Source organism: Methylobacterium sp. ARG-1 (assembly GCF_001262595.1).
Taxonomy (GTDB): Bacteria; Pseudomonadota; Alphaproteobacteria; order Rhizobiales; family Beijerinckiaceae; genus Methylobacterium; species Methylobacterium brachiatum.
Map to the genome: position 1 here is coordinate 303014 of NZ_LHCD01000003.1, position 16419 is coordinate 319432.

Genomic DNA, 16419 nt, shown 5'->3' on the forward strand with positions numbered 1-16419 from the left:
TCAGGCGCGGTGTTGTCGGTTCGAGAGACCGATACCGACACACAGCGTGATTTTGGAGACGACTGACGATGCGCACGCATGGCGCCCTGGATTCCACGACGTTCCGTAACAACACGGCCCCACGGGGGCTCTTCGTCTTCGAATCCGCTGATCAGAGCACTCGGCCCGGCGGTCTGCCGCCCTATCACGCTCATGGGCGCGCCGCCCTGGCGAATGCCCTCGACGAAGGGCTGATGGCCGACGAGGTCGCTCAGATCCTCGATGGCCGAGAGATCATCGACGCGTTTCCGGTCTGGCGCGGCGAGACGCCGTCGGATTACGCGGCGCGAGCGGTCGCCGAGATGTTCGTCGCCTACCTGCAATAGGCTCTGCCGGATCCCCGCCTTCGAACGCCCGACAGCGCGCTGACCGCTGCGGCGCGCCGCGACCGGTCCCACGCGCGCCGGCCCGGGCTGGAGTATTTCGCCATGAACACGATCCAGACGTTCGGGTGGGCTCACCCGGCGAGGGCGGTTCTGCGCGTCGCCTTGATGGGCGCCGCCTGTTTCGCTGCGTTCGCGCCGCTGGAAGACGGGGCGGTGTCCGCCGCCGTGCCGGCGCGCGCCGTTCAAGCCGATCGGTTCGGTGACGGATCGCCCGAACTGGCAGCGCGCGTGGCGCTCGGCCCGGGTGGCCGGGATATCCGGTTGGCCGGCGACCTGATCGAGGGTGTCGCGGCGCAGGTGGCGGCGCTGCTGGCGGCGAATCCGGGCGTGGAACGCATCCATCTGACCAGCGATGGCGGGCTGGTCGATGAGGCGGTGGCGCTCGGAGCGCTGGTCGCGGAACGGCGGCTCGCGACCTACGTGCCCGATGCCTGCGCCTCCGCCTGCACCCTCGTGTTCGTCCGCGGCCGGGCGCGCTATCTGGCAACGGGGGCGCAACTCGGGTTTCACGCCCCGTATGAACTGGGACCGGATGGCCGGATCGAAACGGTCGACCCCGCCGCCGAGCGCGCGGCGTATCTCGCGGCGGGCCTCACCTCGGATTTCGTAACCCGGACCATGTCGGTGGCGCCCGCGGATATCTGGATCCCCGAGCCGTTCCGGCTGCGCGAGGCGGGCGTCGTGACCGAGATGGTCGGGAGCGACCGGTTCCCCGACTCGACCCTCGACGCCGATCCCAGTCCGCAGGCGGCCCGGGCGGAAGTGCTCCGCAATCTCCCGATCCTGTCCGGTCTGGATCCCAGGGCGGTCGATGCGATCGCCACCTGGTATCGCGACGGGTATCTGGCCGGCCGTACGGAGGCGGAGGCCATTGCGGGCCTGCGCGAGCGCGCGTCGGCGGCGCTGCGGCAGCGGTTGCGCGCTGTCGACGACGCGGGCATCCGTACCCTCGGGCGCCTCGTCCTCGCGAACATGGCGGAGGCCGAGACCTGTCATGCCCTTGCGCAGGGCGACCTCGTCGCGCTCGACGAGGCCCTCAGGCGCGTTGGGGCGGGCGCCCCAGGCTTGGCGTCGCTCCTCACGCGGCGTTCGTCCCACATGCAGGTCGTGAGCCCTGGCGACGATACACCGAGCCACGCCGCGTCGCTGGTTCATCACGCGGCGCGACCGGCCTGCGCGAAGCCATTCGCGGCGCTGCGCCTTGCCCTCGCGCAATCACGGCCCGGCGCGGCAGGGGCCCTGCGGGCGATCCTGCTGACCGATCCGCCTGCGACGATCGCCAGCGCTGCCCGCCCTTGATGGCAGCCACAGCCGATCGTCCGCGAGCAGCGCGGCCTTCGCAGGTCGATCGGCCCTCCCCTCCCCGTACTTTTGTTCGCGAGATGCCGACGCTCTCACCGACCCGCCGCACCGTCCTCGCCGAGGCTCTGATCCTGACGGTGCGCGGCGCCCGTGCGGCCGCCCCCCATGGGTGGTCGCGTCCTCGGTGCCGCATTCGGAGATCCTTGACTTCGTGACGCGGACGCTCGCGCCGGGCTTTCAGCTGACGCGCATCGAGACCAGCGGCGATATCCGCCCGAACGCCCTCCTGCGAGACGGGGATGCCGACGCGAATTTCTTCCAGCACGCGCCGTTCCTGCACGCGGAGGAGGCCCAGCTCGGGGTGACCTTCGCCGTGGCGGTTGCGGTGCATATCGAGCCCCTGGGGATTTATTCCCGGCGCGTGACGACGCTCGCCGCGGTGCCGCAGGGGGCGAGCGTCGCCCTGCCGAACAACGTCACGAATTTCAGCCGCGCCCTGAAGCTCCTTCAGGAAAGCGGGTTGATCCGGCTCCGCCCCGGTGGCGACGGGGCGTGACCGCACGGGACGTCGCCGAGAATCCGAAGAACCTCCGCCTCGTCGAAGTCGCCGCGGCGCAGCTCCCGCGTTCCCTCGACGACATCAGCCTGCCCGTCATCAACGGCAATCACGCCCTCGAAACCGGGCTTGTCCCGGCTCGTGACGCGCTCGGCCTGGAGCGCGCCGAGGGCAATCCCTACGCGAATGTCTTGGTGATCACGCAAGCCCTGTCGAGGGACGGGCGGATCCTGCGCCTCGCCGACCTGCTGACTTCCGCCGAGGTGGCCCGGTTCATTCGCGACCGGTATCGCGGCTCGGTGATTCCCGTTCGGACCACCTGATCCGGTGCCAGCAACCCGAGATGAGTGTCCAGGTGTGAGCCCCGACTGGGGCGGGACTTGACTCCGTCGAGCCGGCTCGACGGGCGACCGTCTATTCGGATGATCAATGGAAATCGATCTTCTGTGCCGGATGGCAATTCAAATGCTCTGGCGGTCTGTATATTTAAGTCGATGCCGGTAGCAAGCTATCCGACTGGATGATGATCGTGCCTTGATAAAATCAAATGCGTATCGCTAAGTTATTGATTTGTTTGCAAGGGTATGATAGGAAAATAGTATCAGTATTCTCGGGCATGGCATATGAACGCCGCTTCTTCACAGCCGCGAAAAACTTCATTTTTGAACTTGCGTTCCGTCATCATCGGATCTTCCGTCGCGCTGTTTGTTGTATCGGCGGCAATAGGATTGTTTTCTGTTTTTCGCATCGGCATGATGAACGATGTCAGCCGAACGATTGCCGGGGAGATCAAGGCTGTCACGATCCTCGGGCGGATGAAGGAACTGAGCCAGGAATTGCGGGCCCTGGACGTGCTGGCACACAACGCGCACTCCGACGATGAGCGGCGGCGCTATCTCGCCGATGCCGTCCGAGCTCAGGAGGCCTTCTCCGCCGCCTGGAGTGCCTATGCACCGACCGTCGCCGGAACCGATGAACAGCAACTGGCGCACCGGTTGCGCGAGGCCTGGCAGCACTTTCTGGCGGTGGAGGCCGAGGCGACCGCTCTGGATCGGGCCGGTGAGCGGGAGCTGGCCGATACGGTGTTCGCCGTGCCGTTCCAGACCGACGCCGTCGCCTTCACCCAGGCGGTGGACACGGTCCTGGTCCACCGGCAGGCGCGGGCCTTCGAGCAGACGGCGGCCGCAGATGCAGTCGGCGCCACCTCGCGGCTGGCGGTCATCGCGGCTTTGGCCATCGCGGCCATTCTCACGCTGGGGATCAGCTGGTTCATCGTTCGTCGGGTGGCCGCGCCGATCGCGATGATCACGCGGGTGATGGCGCGTCTCGCCGAGAACGACCTCGCCGTGGCGATTCCCGGGGGCGAGCGGGGCGACGAGATCGGCGCCATCGCTGGGGCGGTGCAGGTGTTCAAGGAGAACATGCTGCATGCCAAATCCCTGGAAGAGGAGGCGGCCCGGGTTCGCCAGGAGGCGGAGCAGCAGCGCAAGGTCGTCCTACGCGACATGGCCGAGCGCTTCGAGGAGACGGTCGGCGGGATCGTCGGCACCGTCACCTCGGCCGTGACGCAGCTCCAGGGAACGGCGCACCAGATGAGCGAGGTCGCCGGTCAGACGGCGACCCAGTCGACGACGGTCGCGGCGGCGGCCGAGCAGGCCGAGTCGAATGTGCGGATGATCGCCGCCGCCGCCGATGAACTCGGCGCCTCGGTCCAGGAGGTCGGGCGACAGGCCGAACGCTCCGCCGCGATGGCCACCGGCGCTGCTGCGGAAGCCGCCCAGACCATCGCGTTCGTGCAGGTGCTCAGCGGCGCGGCGGACCGGATCGGCGACGTCGTCCGGCTGATCGCGAAGATCGCGGCGCAGACCAACCTGCTCGCCCTCAATGCCGCCATCGAGGCCGCGCGGGCCGGCGCTGCCGGCCGTGGCTTCGCGGTGGTGGCCGCCGAGGTCAAGCAGCTGGCGGGCGAGGCGAAGCGCGCGACCGACGACATCTCCAGTCATGTCTCGGTGATCAAGGCATCGACGTCCGACGCTGTCGCGGCGATCGAGGGAATCGCGGCCCGGGTGCAGGACATGAGCGGGGCCGCCGCCTCGATCGCCGCGGCCGTGGAGCAACAGGGCGCCGCCACTCAGGAGATCGTGCTGAACATCTCGCAGGCTGCCAACGGCACGGGCGAGGTGACGGCGAACATCACCACGGTCGCCGGAACGGCGGAGCATACCGGCGCGGCCGCGGACCGGATGCTCACCTCGGCCAGCGCTCTGTCGCGCGACGCCGAGCGGCTGGGCGACGAAGTCCAGCGCTTTCTCAGCAGCATCCGGGCGGCGTGATGCGGCGCGCGCGCGAAGCGGGAACAGGCAACCCACCCGCTCCGACATCATTCCCGACGCGGACCGTTCCGACGTTTGGCGCCGGAGAACCCAGCTCAGACGTGTTGATCGCGCGCGTACCCCTGGACCGGACCGGTCGCCGCGGCCTCGCGCACTCCAAGGATGTGCAAGCGCCATGATCCGAACGCTCCACATGTGCGCCCTCGCCCGTACGCTCCACCGGGCGCTCCGCTCGCGCATCGATCTCCGCGGCCTCTGTCGGGCTTCCATCGTGATCGGGGGGCGGAAGCCGGCGGTGTGGGCCGTGGTACTCGCGAGCCTCACAATGCCAGCCTCGGCGACCACGATCGGCGTCACGATGATCGAGCCGAGCGGGTTCACCGCATTGCTCCGCGACGGCATCGAGACTTACGCCAAGACGCAACCCGACCTTTCGGTGACCTTCACTTATGCCCCGCAGGGAGCGGGCGAGCGGCAGGTGGCGCAGGTCCGGAGCTTCATCGCCGCGAAGGTTGACGCCCTGTTGGTCCTGCCGGTCGATTCGGCCACGAAAGCGACGATCACGCGGCTCGCGCAGGAAGCCGACATCCCCCTCGTCTACGCCAATATGGCCCCCCGCGAGGATTGGTTTGCCGGCCGTGTCGCGTTCGTCCTGTCGAACGATCTCGTTGCCGGTCGGCTGCAGATGCGGAAGCTCGCGCAGATGCTGGACGGCAACGGCCGCGTCGCGATCATCAAGGGCCCCCCGACGCATTCGGGAACCGCCCTGCGTGCGCAGGGCGCGAAGGAAGTGGCCGCCGAGTTCCCCGGGCTGCGCATCGTCGAGGAGGGGGCGGCGGATTGGGATCGTCAGATGGCCGCGACGCTCGTCGCCAGATGGCTGGCGAAGGGCAGCGCGCTCGACGCGATCGTCGCCAGCAACGACGAGATGGCCATCGGGGCCGCCGACGCGATCGAGGCTGCCGGAATCCGGCCCGATCGGATCCTCATCGGCGGCATCGATGCGACCCCCGACGGCCTAGCGGCGATGCAGCGCAAGCGCATGGCCGTGACCGTCTATCAGGATGCCGGCCTGCAGGCCCGCCGGGCGGTGGACGACGCCCTCAAGCTAATCCGGCGGGAGCCGGTGCAGCAATACGACTGGGTGCCGTTCGAACTCGTCACCGACCGGATGTCGACCACGCATTTCTCGAGATAGGCGCTTCCCCGGCGCAGGGGCCAAAAACCGCTGCGCCGAGATTGCTGCCGCCGAAGTGGCTTGAGAGCCCTACCACATCACGAACGGGTTCTCGGGCGTGTCGCGGCTGGTGGAGATCCAGACGCTCTTGGTCTCCAGATACTCGCGGATCGACTCGATGCCGCTCTCGCGGCCGATGCCGGACCGCTTCATGCCGCCGAACGGCATCATGTAGCTGACGGCCCGGTAGGTGTTCACCCAGACCGTGCCGGCGCGCAGGCCCTTCGACATGCGCAGAGCCCGGCCGATATCCTGGGTCCAGACGCCGGCCGCGAGCCCGTAGATGACGTCGTTGCCGAGGCGCAGCGCCTCGGCCTCGTCCTCGAACCCGATGATCGACAGGACCGGGCCGAACACCTCCTCCTGCGCGATGCGCATGTCGTTGGTGACGCCGGTGAAGATCGTCGGCTCGACGAACTGGCCGCCGATCACGCCGGGACCGGAGGCGGGATTGCCGCCGAGCACGCAGCGCGCGCCCTCGCTCTTGGCGAGCGCGATGTAGTCCAGCACCTTGGTGTATTGCGGCGGCGTGGTGATCGGCCCGATATTGGTGTCCGCCTGCATCGGGTCGCCGAGCTTGGCCGTGCGGGCCAGCTCGATCAACCGGGCGACGAATTCCTCGCGGATGCTGTTCTGCACGAGCAGGCGGGAGCCGGCGATGCAGGTCTGCCCGGTCGCCGCGAAGATGCCCGAGATCGCGCCTGCGGCGGCCGCCTTCAGGTCGGCATCGGCGAACACGATGTTGGGCGACTTGCCGCCGAGTTCGAGCGACACGCGCTTGATCTGGCGGGCGGCCGCTTCGTAGACCCTCGCGCCGGTGACATCCGAGCCCGTGAAAGTGATCTTGGCGACGTCCGGATGCTCGACGATGGCGCTGCCGGCCTCGCCGCCGTAGCCGGTGACGACGTTGAACATCCCGTCCGGAAGCCCGGCTTCCTTGGTCAGGCGGGCGAATTCCAGGGTGCTGGCCGAGGCGAATTCCGACGGCTTGACCACTACGGCACAGCCGGCCGCGAGGGCCGGCGCGCATTTCCAGGCCACGAACAGCAGCGGCGAGTTCCAGGCGGTGAGCGCCCCGACCACGCCCACCGGCTCGTGCCGGGTGAACGCGAAGGTCTCCGGCTTGTCGATCGGCACCTGGGCGCCCTCGACCTTGCCGGCGAGACCGGCATAGTACCACCACCATTCCGGCTGGTAGCGTGTCTGGCCGTACATCTCGGCAAACAACTTGCCGTTGTCGCGGACCTCGACCTCTGCGAGGGCCTTCGCCTCGCGTTCCACAAGGTCGCCGATCCGGCGCAGGACCTTGCCGCGGGCCGAGGCGGTCATGGTGGCCCAGGGGCCGTCCCACATGGCGCGCTTGGCGGCGGCGACCGCCTTGTCGACATCGGCTTTGGAAGCGCGCGGGATCCTGGCCCAGGGCTCGCCCCGGTAGGGGTCGACGGACTCGAACCACGAACCCTCGACCGGATCGACGTCCTGGCCGTCGATATAGAGCTGATAGGTTTTCACGGCGCGCCTCTCTCGCGAATGACGCGCGCGGTATGAGCCGAAATCCGGCCGGTGACGAGACCGGCCGGCGCAGGGCCGCTCAGGCGTTGGCGCTGAGACGCTTGATGTCGGCGTCGACCATCTCGGTGATCAGCGACTCGAGGCTCGTCTGCGCCTCCCAGCCGAAAGTCGCCTTCGCCTTGGCCGGGTTGCCCAGCAGCACCTCCACCTCCGCCGGCCGGAAGAAGGCCGGGTCGATCACCAGGTGGTCGTCGATGTTCAGCCCGACATGCTTGAACGCGATCACGCACATGTCCCGCACCGTCGTCGTGCGGCCGGTGGCGATCACGTAATCGTCCGGCTTGTCCTGCTGCAGCATCAGCCACATCGCCTGCACGTAGTCCCGGGCGTGGCCCCAGTCGCGCTTGGCGTCGATGTTGCCCAGCCGCAGCTCCTTCTGCTTGCCGAGCTTGATCCGCGCCACCGCGTCCGTGACCTTGCGGGTAACGAACTCGACGCCGCGCAGCGGGCTCTCGTGGTTGAACAGGATGCCGTTCGAGGCGTGCAGCCCGAAGCTCTCCCGGTAGTTGATCGTCATCCAGTGCGCGTAGAGCTTGGCCACGCCGTAGGGCGAGCGCGGGTAGAACGGCGTCGTCTCGCTCTGCTGCGCCTCCTGGATCAGCCCGAACATCTCCGAGGTCGAGGCTTGGTAGTACCGGGCCTGGGGGGCGACCGAGCGCAGGCATTCGAGCATGTGCACGGCGCCCAGCCCCGTCACCTGGCCGGTGAGCAGCGGCTGCTGCCAGGAGGAGGTGACGAAGGACTGGGCGGCGAGGTTGTAGATCTCGTCGGGCTTGGCGGTCTGGACGATCCGCAGCAGGGCGGACTGGTCCAGCAGGTTGCCGTCGACCAGCTCGACATCGTCGAGGATGCCGAGCCACTTCAACCTGTGGTCGAACACGCCGGCATGGCTGGAGCGGCGCACGATCCCGGTGACCGTGTAGCCCTTCTGCAGCAACAGCTGCGCCAGATACGCGCCGTCCTGGCCCGTAACCCCCGTGATCAGCGCGCGCTTGCCCGTCATGAAACCGTCCCGTCCCGTTCCTGCCCGGCTGCTACGACCGCCGCAGCCTTCGCGTCAAGGTGACGCCAGACTGCGCATAGTCTTCGCAGAGTAGCGCGAAGCGGCGCACGATAGCCCGTCACTGCGAAGAATTACGCCCCGCCGGGCCATGCGTCGCGGAGCAGAGCGCCACGCCCTAGGGTTGGGTGAGCCAGACCGCAACGCCGTCGATCGAGCGGAATTCTTCCAACGCGTGGATTCGGGCATCGGGCAGCGCCGTGCGTGCCATCGTTGCCAGGGCGTGGCCCGGGCCGAGTTCCAGGACCCGGTCGGCGCCGTATTCCCGACAGGCGTCGAGGCAGGCGGCCCAGTCGAGAGTCTGGGAGATCTGGCGACCGAGCTTGTCGAGGCCGTCTTCCGGGCGGAAGATCATGGTGCCGTCGAGCCCGCTGACCAGGCGGGGGGCTCCGGCGGGGGGGCGGCGCAGGGCGATGGCGCCGAGCGCGCTCCGGAACGCGTTGCTCGCCTCCGCCAGCAGCGGCGTGTGCGAGGGCGTGTGCACAGGCAGCAGGATTGCCCGCTGCGCCCCGGCTCCGATGGCGTCCCGGCACAGGGCGTCGAGGGCATCACGCCGGCCGCCGACCACGAAGCTGTCGGCGGCGTTGCGGATGGCGAGGTGGCAGCCGTGCCGGGCGGCCAGGGCGTCGAGCGCGTCGCGGGTGAGGCCTCGGATCCCGGCGAGGCCGAACCCCTCCCCCGAGGCGGCGTCCATCGCCTCGGCCCGGCGGGCGGCCAGGGCGAGGATGTCGGCATCGGCGATCCGCCCGGCGACGCCCCAGGCGGCGAGGTCGCCGATACTGTAGCCGGCCACGATGGCCCGGCCGGTGAAGCCCAGCGCCCGCCAGGCGGCGAGCGCGGCGGTGCAGCACAGGATCTGCCCGGCCCGGTTGGCGTGGAGCGCGTCGCCGCCCCGCTGGGCGAGGTCGCGCGGGTCGGTGCCGCCGAGGAGCGGGGTCGCGGCGGAAAACACCGCCTGCGCCGCCGGATGGTCGGCGGTGAGATCGAACATCCCCGGATGCTGGCCGCCCTGACCGGAGAGCAGGATCGCGACGCTCATGTGGGCTCCCGGGTTCGGAACGCGGCGGCCGGGCGCATGGCCAGGCCGTCCAGGCCCTTGGCCAGCACGGTCCCGCCCTCGGTTGCGTCGCGCAGCTCGCGCCAGTGCAAGCCGGTCCCGTCCGGAAGAAGGATCTCGCCGTCGAGGCGCATCGGGGCGGTCTCCGCAAGAAAAGCGAGCCCGTCGAGCAGGCCAGTGGGCACGGGCTCCTGGCAGGGCCAGAGCAGGTCGAGGTCGGAGGCGGCACTCAGGTAGGCGAGCCCGGTCACCGCCTGCCACAGCAGGCCGCCGAACGGGCGTGGGTTCAGGCCGTAGCGTTCGCCGAGCGCAACAGCAGCCGCGATCGTCGCCTGCCAGGCGGCGGGGGCGTGAATTGCGGCCGCGGCCAGGCTCGGGCCGTCGAGGCGGGCGAGGTGCTCGGCCGGCAGAGCGAGGCCAATCCGGCGCTTGCCGTCGGCGGGCGGCAGCGGCAGGCCGAGCGGGACGGTGTCGCCGGTCTCTCCTGGGACCCGGCGGCGGACGATCAACGGACGACCCGCCTCGGCCCAGCCAGCGAGATGCGGCACGCCCGCGAGATCCTCGCGGGTCCGGAGCCAGGACGCCCAGGCGTGGGGATCGGCGCGGACGAGATCCTGCCGGGTGACGGTGTCGGACCGGCGGGCTTCAATGGTTGAGTGAGGGATCTGTCCCATCCGCGATCGTTTCCTGGGGCGTCGGGAAGTACGATCTTCAGCCTCCCGTTCGGTCATTGCGAGCGCAGCGAAGCAACCGAGTGCAGCGCGCTCTCAAGACAGAGCGCATCGCTGGGTCGCTTCGCTGCGCTCGCAATGACGGGTGCCGGTGCTATCCGCGCCCGGCCTGGGCGATCACCGCCGCGCTGATCCCCCGCGCCACCGGCCGGCCGCCGCGCTCCTCGCCGAGCCGGTCGCGGTCGTCGCCGGGCTGGAGGTTGGCGATCAGATCGCGGATCTGGCCATCGAGCGGCTTGGCCGGATCCAGAACGACGTGGACGGCCCCGGTCGCCACCATGTTGTCGATCCCGGGGGCGAAGACCGGCGTCGATTTCGCCATCTCCTGGAGCTTGTCGAGGGGCAGCTTGGTCACCTTTGCCACCGAGGGCAGGTCCATCACGCTCGGGTTGGCGCCGGGCAGCGCTGCCAGGATCCGGGTCGCCAGCGCGGTGGCGATGAAGGCGCCGGCGGCGGAGTGGCCATAGATCAGCCCGATGGTCGGGTGGCCGGAACGGTCGGCGAGCAGCAGCGCCTTGGCGAGATGGGCGAGGCACTCGTTGAGCCCCAGGAGCTCGTCGCGCCGGCTCATGCGCTGGCTGTCGGAATCGACCACCACCAGGATCGGCGCCCTGTCGCCGGCCCGCACCGCGTCGAGCACGGCGCGGGACAGGATGAGCGCCCCGTCGACCCCGAGGGGCGTGTCGCCGTCGACCCCGACGACATGAAGGGTTCCGTCCGCGAACCGGCCGGCCCCGGTGACGAGGCCGTCACGTACGGTGACGGAATGGCCCTGCAGGAATAACCCGGCCAGGATCTCAGCGAGCGTCATGGTCGGACTCCCCCACCCGGGACACGGTCTCGTCGAAGGCGCGCGTGTCCATGGCGGGCACCGCCTCCGGGTCGTTGACGCCGAGCCGGGCCCAGACATCCGTGGCGTCCAAGCAATCGCCGAAGCGTGCGAGGCGCGATTCGAGGCGCGCCTGCTCGGCCTCAAGCGTGGCGAGGTCGAAGGCGGGCGCCCGGCCGATCAGGTCGAGGGCGGCTTTGCGGAAGGCCGAGACGCTGTCGGCGCAGAAGGCGTCGGCGCCGCCGATCAGGCGGCGATGCTTGCCGCCCATGGTCCGCCAGACCAGCGCCCTGTCGCGGGAATCGAACTCTTCCGCGCCCTTGTTGGTCTCGATCACCTCGGGGCCCGAGACCGAGATCCGGCCGCCCTCTGAGACGGCGAGCCGCGAACAGGTGCCGGCGATCAGGCCGCCGCCGCCGTAGCAGCCGGCTCGGCCGCCGATCAGCCCGATCACCGGGATGCCGGCCGCCCGGACATCGATGATCGCCCGCATGGTCTCGGCGATGGCGGTCTCGCCGGCATTGGCCTCCTGAAGCCGGACGCCGCCGGTGTCGAACAGGATCAGCACGGCCGCCGGCTTCGAGGTCAGCGCTGCGCGCAGCAGGCCCACGAGCTTCGCCCCGTGAATCTCCCCGAAGGCGCCGCCCATGAACCGGCCCTCCTGGGCGGCCACGAGCACGGTCTTGCCCTCGAGCTTGGCCCGGCCGACCACGATGCCGTCGTCGAAGGCGCGCGGCAGGTCGAACAGCGGCAGGTGCGGGCTCATGCGCCGCTCGGTCGGGGGCAGGAATTCGTGGAAGCTGCCGGGATCGGTCAGCGCCACCACGCGCTGGCGGGCCGTGGCCTCGTACCAGCTCAAGGCGTCCGGGTCGGTACTCGCGGCGTACGCGCCAGCCATGGTCAAGCCTCCATCAGCCGGGCGCCCTGGAGCAGGCGCAGGGACACGGTGTCGGGACGGGCGCCGCCGTCATTGATGCTGATGCGCAAGCCGCCGGGCTGGGCCCGGGCGACGAAATCCGCCACCACCGCCTCCCAGACGGCGCCGTAGCCGGCGATCGGGGTCTCGATCGCGACCTCGCAGGCATCCGGCGGCAGCACCCGCTCCAGCAGGATCTCCAGATTGCCCGACGCCACCACGCCCGTGATGGCGTTCGGCGCCGAGCCGGGCAGCGGCTTCTTCGTTGTGTGGCGGAAGGTCAGGGATTCCATGATCGGTTCCTCGCAGGACGTCCCGTCATCCAAACAGAACACCTCATCCTGAGGTGCCGAAGCTTAGCGGAGGCCTCGAAGAAGGCGTCCAGTGAACTCGGCGGCCCCTGGAGGCCTCCTTCGAGGCCGGCCGACCCGCGGTCGCCCGGCACCTCAGGATGAGGGCGCGGTTGGGAGAGACCCGGTTCAATGCGGGTCCCTACCAGTTCCGAAACTTCGCGGGTGGCTCGTAGAGGCCCCCCGACCAGTGGACCAGATCCTTGATCGACTTCGCGGCGAGCAGCGCCCGGTCGGCATCGAGGGGCTCGATGCCAAGATCCTCGGGCCGGCGGATCACGCCGCGGGCGCGCAGCTCCTCGACCTTGGCCCGGTCCCGGCCGCGGCCGACATCGGTGTAGCCGGCCACCCCGCGGATCGCCTGCTCGCGCTCGTCGGCATCCCGGCAGAGCAGGAGGTTGGCGATGCCCTCCTCGGTGACGATGTGGGTGACGTCGTCGGCGTAGATCATCACCGGCGCCAGCTCGAGCCCGATCTTTTTCGCCAGCTCCAGGGCATCGAGCTTCTCTACGAAGGTCGGCACCAGCTTCTCCCCGAAGGTCTCGACCAGTTGCACCACCAGCTTGCGGCCGCGCATCAGCGCCGGGTCGCCGACGATCTGGCCTTCGCGGCCAGCCTTCATCCAGGCATCCGATGGATGTCGGCGGCCATGCGGATCGGAGCCCATGTTGGGCGCGCCGCCGAAACCCGCCACCCGCGACTGCGTGATCGTCGAGGAATGGCCCATCAGGTCGATCTGCAGCGTCGCGCCGATGAACATGTCGCAGGCGTAGAGGCCGGCCGTCTGGCAGAAGGCGCGGTTCGAGCGCAGGGAGCCGTCGGCCCCGGTAAAGAAGATGTCCGGCCGGGCCCGGATGTAGCGGTCCATGCCGACTTCCGAGCCGAAGCAGTGCACCTGCTGGACCCAGCCGGATTCGATCGCGGGAATCAGGGTCGGGTGCGGGTTGAGCGCCCAGTGGGTGCAGATCTGGCCCTTGAGCCCGAGCTTCTCGCCGTAGGTCGGCAGCAGCAGCTCGATCGCCGCCGTGCCGAAGCCGATCCCGTGGTTGAGCCGGCGGATGCCGTACTCGGCGTAGATCCCCTTGATCGCCATCATGGCGATCAGGATCTGGGTCTCGGTCATCGCCCCCGGGTCGCGGGTGAACAGCGGCTCGACGTAGAACGGCGTGTCGGCCTCGACCACGAAGTCGATCCGGTCGCCCGGGATGTCGACCCGCGGCACCGTGTCGACGATCTGGTTCACCTGGGCGATCACCACGCCGTTCTTGAAGGCGGTGGCCTCCACGACGGTGGGCGTGTCCTCGGTGTTGGGGCCGGTATAGAGGTTGCCGTCCCGGTCGGCCGAGACGCCGGCGATCAGCGCCACGTGGGGCGTGAGGTCCACGAAGTAGCGGGCGAACAGCTCCAGGTAGGTATGCACCGCGCCGAGCTGGATCTGGCCGCCGTAGAGCATCTTGGCGATGCGCGCGCCCTGCGGGCCGGAATAGGAATAGTCGAGCCGCTTGGCGATGCCGGTCTCGAACACGTCGAGATGCTCCGGCAGCACAATCCCCGACTGGACCATGTGAAGGTCGTGGACCTTGCCCGGGTCGCAGGCGGCGAGTCCCCTTGCCAGGCAATCCGCCTGCTTCTGGTTGTCGCCCTCCAGGCAGACCCGGTCACCGGGGCGGAGCACCGCCTCCAGCAGGTCGACGACGGATCCGGCCGGGACGACCTTGCCGTCGGCATGGGCGCGCGCCGCCGCGATGCGGGCGTCGCGCGCCTCTCGTTCGCCGCGCCACTGGGTCATCCGGCGTCCCCTTCGTGTATGCACAAACAGGGGTACAACCCCGTGTGAGAATTTTCCAGACCGCTCCGATCACGCTTCCGTATACGGGATTGATGATGTGTCAATGTTCTGCATATCTCTCGCCGCCGGCGACGGGTGGATTCGGGAAAGAGCGCGCCATACCGAGCGCGTTGAGACGGGCGCCCGAGCGCGCCGCAGAACCTGCCGCGGGAGGGCAACGCCAATGATCGTCCTGGGTGTCGCCCTCCTGGCCGCGTGCACGTTGATCGGCGTGTATCTCGGCGATCTCCTCGGCGTGGCGCTGGGGGTGAAGGCCAATGTCGGCGGCGTCGGCATCGCCATGATCCTGCTGATCGTCACCCGGCTCTGGCTCTCCCGCCGGGGCGGCCTGACCAAGGGCGTGCAGTTCGGCGTCGAGTTCTGGGCGGGCATGTACATCCCGATCGTGGTCGCCATGGCGGCCCAGCAGAACGTGGTCGCGGCCGTGAGCGGCGGGCCGATCGTGATCATCGCGGCCACCGGCTCGCTCGTCCTGTGCTTCGGCGCCGTAGCCCTGCTGAGCCGGATCGGCCGGCGCGACCCGGGCAGCCCGGAGGTCGAGCACGGTGGTTCGGTGATCGGCGGCGAGGCGGATCCGATCGTGGGCGCGCCGCCCGCGATCCCGGCCGAGCGACGGGGGTGAGCGCCATGGAATTCGGACATCCCATCTGGCACGGCATCGAGCACGTCTTCGTCGAGCAGAGCCTGGTGGCGGCCTTCGCGGTGGTGGGCGCCCTGATCCTGGTCTCCAACCTGGCGGCCAAACGCTTCACGAAGGGCCGCGTTCACGGCTCGGCCATCGCGATCGTGTTGGGGCTGGCGCTCGCCTATGTCGGCGGGCTGTATACCGGCGGGAAGAAGGGCATCGCCGACATCCCGGCGCTGGCCGGCATCGGCCTGATGGGCGGGGCGATGCTGCGCGACTTCGCCATCGTTGCCACCGCCTTCGAGGTCGATGTGACCGAGGCCCGCCGGGCCGGGCTGGTCGGCGTGCTGGCGCTGGCGCTCGGCACGATCATCCCGTTCCTCGTCGGCACGCTCACGGCCGTCGCCTTCGGCTACCACGATGCGGTCTCGATCACGACGATCGGCGCCGGGGCGATCACCTACATCGTCGGCCCGGTGACCGGGGCGGCGATTGGGGCGGATTCCACCGTCATGGCGCTGTCCATCGCCACCGGGGTGACCAAGGCCGTGATGGTGATGGTCGGCACGCCGCTGGTCGCCAAGCTGATCGGCCTCGACAACCCGCGCTCGGCCATGGCCTATGGCGGCCTGATGGGCACGGTGAGCGGCGTCGCGGGCGGGCTCGCGGCCACCGACCCGAAGCTCGTGCCCTACGGGGCGCTCACCGCCACCTTCCACACCGGAATCGGCTGCCTGGTCGGTCCCTCGATCTTCTACTTGACGGTGCGGGCGCTGGTCGGTTGAGGATCCCCGGGGCGCGGGACCGGTCAATGCACGGCGAATTCCAGAAGATCGACAGCGGGCTGCTCTCGGACCGGATCCGCAACGCGCTCACCGACGCGATCACCGCGGGCGAGCTCCAGGCCGGCACGGCGCTCGACGAGCAGAACCTGGCCCAGCGCTACGGCGCCTCGCGCACCCCGGTGCGGGAGGCGCTGCGCCAGCTCGCGGCCTCGGGGCTGGTGGAGGTCCGGCCGCGGCGGGGCGTGGTGGTCGCCCGGCTGACACCTGAGCGCATCGCCGACATGTTCGAGACCACCGCGGAGATCGAGGCGATGTGCGCCCGGCTCGCGACCTACCGGATGACGCCGCTGGAGCGCGGCCGGCTGATGGACCTCCACGAGGATTCCGCCGCCGCCGTGGAGGCCGGGGACGTGGACGCCTACGACCGGCTCAACCGCGCCTTTCACGAGTCGCTCTACGCGGCGACCCATAACGGCTTCATGGCCGAGCAGGCCCTGGCGATCCGCGAGCGCCTAGCCGCCTTCCGCCGGACCCAGCTCCGCCACGCCGACCGGATCCGCCGCTCCCGGGACGAGCACGGCGAGATTCTTTCGGCGATTGCCGAGGGCGACGGGGAATTGGCCGCAAAGCGCATGCGGGCGCACATGCTGCGGGCCGCGGCGGCGTTGGGGCGGTATATCGCCGAGACAGTTGGTTGAGGGCAAACTCCGTCAGCTCTGTTTGCAATATCAAACAGGTTTGGCGGCGCTTAAAAATCAGAATATGTTTAGATAGAATATTTTTGTTGTTACG

General features: G+C 69.4%; 17 protein-coding genes. 9 read left to right on the forward strand and 8 right to left on the reverse strand.

Features of this window, described 5'->3' with window-relative positions:
• The first annotated feature begins 68 nt into the window (after window positions 1-68).
• The 6 genes from AKJ13_RS05080 (at window position 69) to AKJ13_RS05100 (ending at window position 5814) form a co-directional block, all read left to right on the forward strand.
• Entirely contained in the window at window positions 69-365 is a 297-nt protein-coding gene (locus AKJ13_RS05080; protein WP_050732371.1) for a hypothetical protein, read from the forward strand.
• A gap of 102 nt (window positions 366-467) precedes the next feature.
• Window positions 468-1724 carry a hypothetical protein gene (locus tag AKJ13_RS05085; protein ID WP_050732372.1) on the forward strand — a complete coding sequence of 419 codons (1257 nt, stop codon included), beginning with the start codon at window positions 468-470 and terminating at the stop codon, window positions 1722-1724.
• Window positions 1725-1938: 214 nt separating this feature from the next.
• Window positions 1939-2283 (forward strand): MetQ/NlpA family ABC transporter substrate-binding protein, encoded by a 345-nt coding sequence (locus AKJ13_RS33050; protein ID WP_280137099.1) that lies wholly within the window; start codon window positions 1939-1941, stop codon window positions 2281-2283.
• Window positions 2280-2606: a MetQ/NlpA family ABC transporter substrate-binding protein gene (locus AKJ13_RS33055; RefSeq protein WP_280137100.1), complete on the forward strand. Its 327-nt coding sequence runs from the start codon at window positions 2280-2282 to the stop codon at window positions 2604-2606. The genes AKJ13_RS33050 and AKJ13_RS33055 overlap by 4 nt, the downstream gene beginning before the upstream one ends.
• A 300-nt stretch (window positions 2607-2906) precedes the next feature.
• Window positions 2907-4616 (forward strand): methyl-accepting chemotaxis protein, encoded by a 1710-nt coding sequence (locus AKJ13_RS05095; protein WP_064774605.1) that lies wholly within the window; start codon window positions 2907-2909, stop codon window positions 4614-4616.
• A 175-nt stretch (window positions 4617-4791) separates the two neighbouring features.
• Window positions 4792-5814: a substrate-binding domain-containing protein gene (locus AKJ13_RS05100; protein ID WP_050732374.1), complete on the forward strand. Its 1023-nt coding sequence runs from the start codon at window positions 4792-4794 to the stop codon at window positions 5812-5814.
• Between the two features lie 69 nt (window positions 5815-5883).
• Here AKJ13_RS05100 and AKJ13_RS05105 read toward each other — a convergent pair whose 3' ends face one another.
• The 8 genes from AKJ13_RS05105 to mdcA form a co-directional block, all read right to left on the reverse strand.
• Window positions 5884-7365 (reverse strand): aldehyde dehydrogenase, encoded by a 1482-nt coding sequence (locus tag AKJ13_RS05105; RefSeq protein WP_050732375.1) that lies wholly within the window; start codon window positions 7363-7365, stop codon window positions 5884-5886.
• Window positions 7366-7444: 79 nt separating this feature from the next.
• Window positions 7445-8428, reverse strand: a complete 984-nt coding sequence (gmd, locus tag AKJ13_RS05110; protein ID WP_050732376.1) for a GDP-mannose 4,6-dehydratase — start codon at window positions 8426-8428, stop codon at window positions 7445-7447.
• Between the two features lie 175 nt (window positions 8429-8603).
• Complete coding sequence (locus tag AKJ13_RS05115; RefSeq protein ID WP_050732377.1) at window positions 8604-9524, reverse strand: acyltransferase domain-containing protein; 921 nt, start codon at window positions 9522-9524, stop codon at window positions 8604-8606.
• Window positions 9521-10216 carry a malonate decarboxylase holo-[acyl-carrier-protein] synthase gene (mdcG, locus tag AKJ13_RS05120; RefSeq protein ID WP_050732378.1) on the reverse strand — a complete coding sequence of 232 codons (696 nt, stop codon included), beginning with the start codon at window positions 10214-10216 and terminating at the stop codon, window positions 9521-9523. The genes AKJ13_RS05115 and mdcG overlap by 4 nt, the downstream gene beginning before the upstream one ends.
• Window positions 10217-10367: 151 nt before the next feature.
• Window positions 10368-11084 (reverse strand): biotin-independent malonate decarboxylase subunit gamma, encoded by a 717-nt coding sequence (gene mdcE / locus AKJ13_RS05125; RefSeq protein ID WP_050732379.1) that lies wholly within the window; start codon window positions 11082-11084, stop codon window positions 10368-10370.
• On the reverse strand, window positions 11071-12000 hold the full coding sequence (locus AKJ13_RS05130) for a biotin-independent malonate decarboxylase subunit beta (RefSeq protein ID WP_050732380.1): 930 nt from the start codon (window positions 11998-12000) through the stop codon (window positions 11071-11073). Before AKJ13_RS05130 ends, mdcE begins: the two co-directional genes overlap by 14 nt.
• Window positions 12001-12002: 2 nt before the next feature.
• Entirely contained in the window at window positions 12003-12311 is a 309-nt protein-coding gene (gene mdcC, locus AKJ13_RS05135; RefSeq protein WP_050732381.1) for a malonate decarboxylase acyl carrier protein, read from the reverse strand.
• Window positions 12312-12510: 199 nt separating this feature from the next.
• Complete coding sequence (gene mdcA, locus AKJ13_RS05140; RefSeq protein WP_050732382.1) at window positions 12511-14157, reverse strand: malonate decarboxylase subunit alpha; 1647 nt, start codon at window positions 14155-14157, stop codon at window positions 12511-12513.
• 223 nt (window positions 14158-14380) lie between these two features.
• Here mdcA and madL point away from each other — a divergent pair, with 223 nt between their 5' ends.
• Genes madL through AKJ13_RS05155 form a run of 3 tightly spaced genes read left to right on the forward strand, consistent with a single transcriptional unit; the run spans window position 14381 to window position 16325 of the window.
• Window positions 14381-14839 carry a malonate transporter subunit MadL gene (madL, locus tag AKJ13_RS05145; RefSeq protein ID WP_050732383.1) on the forward strand — a complete coding sequence of 153 codons (459 nt, stop codon included), beginning with the start codon at window positions 14381-14383 and terminating at the stop codon, window positions 14837-14839.
• Between the two features lie 23 nt (window positions 14840-14862).
• The gene (gene madM / locus AKJ13_RS05150) at window positions 14863-15627 is read left to right on the forward strand and encodes a malonate transporter subunit MadM (RefSeq protein WP_050732505.1); all 765 of its coding nucleotides are present in this window, start codon (window positions 14863-14865) and stop codon (window positions 15625-15627) included.
• Window positions 15628-15653: 26 nt separating this feature from the next.
• Window positions 15654-16325: a GntR family transcriptional regulator gene (locus AKJ13_RS05155; RefSeq protein ID WP_007568081.1), complete on the forward strand. Its 672-nt coding sequence runs from the start codon at window positions 15654-15656 to the stop codon at window positions 16323-16325.
• Window positions 16326-16419 lie beyond the last annotated feature (94 nt).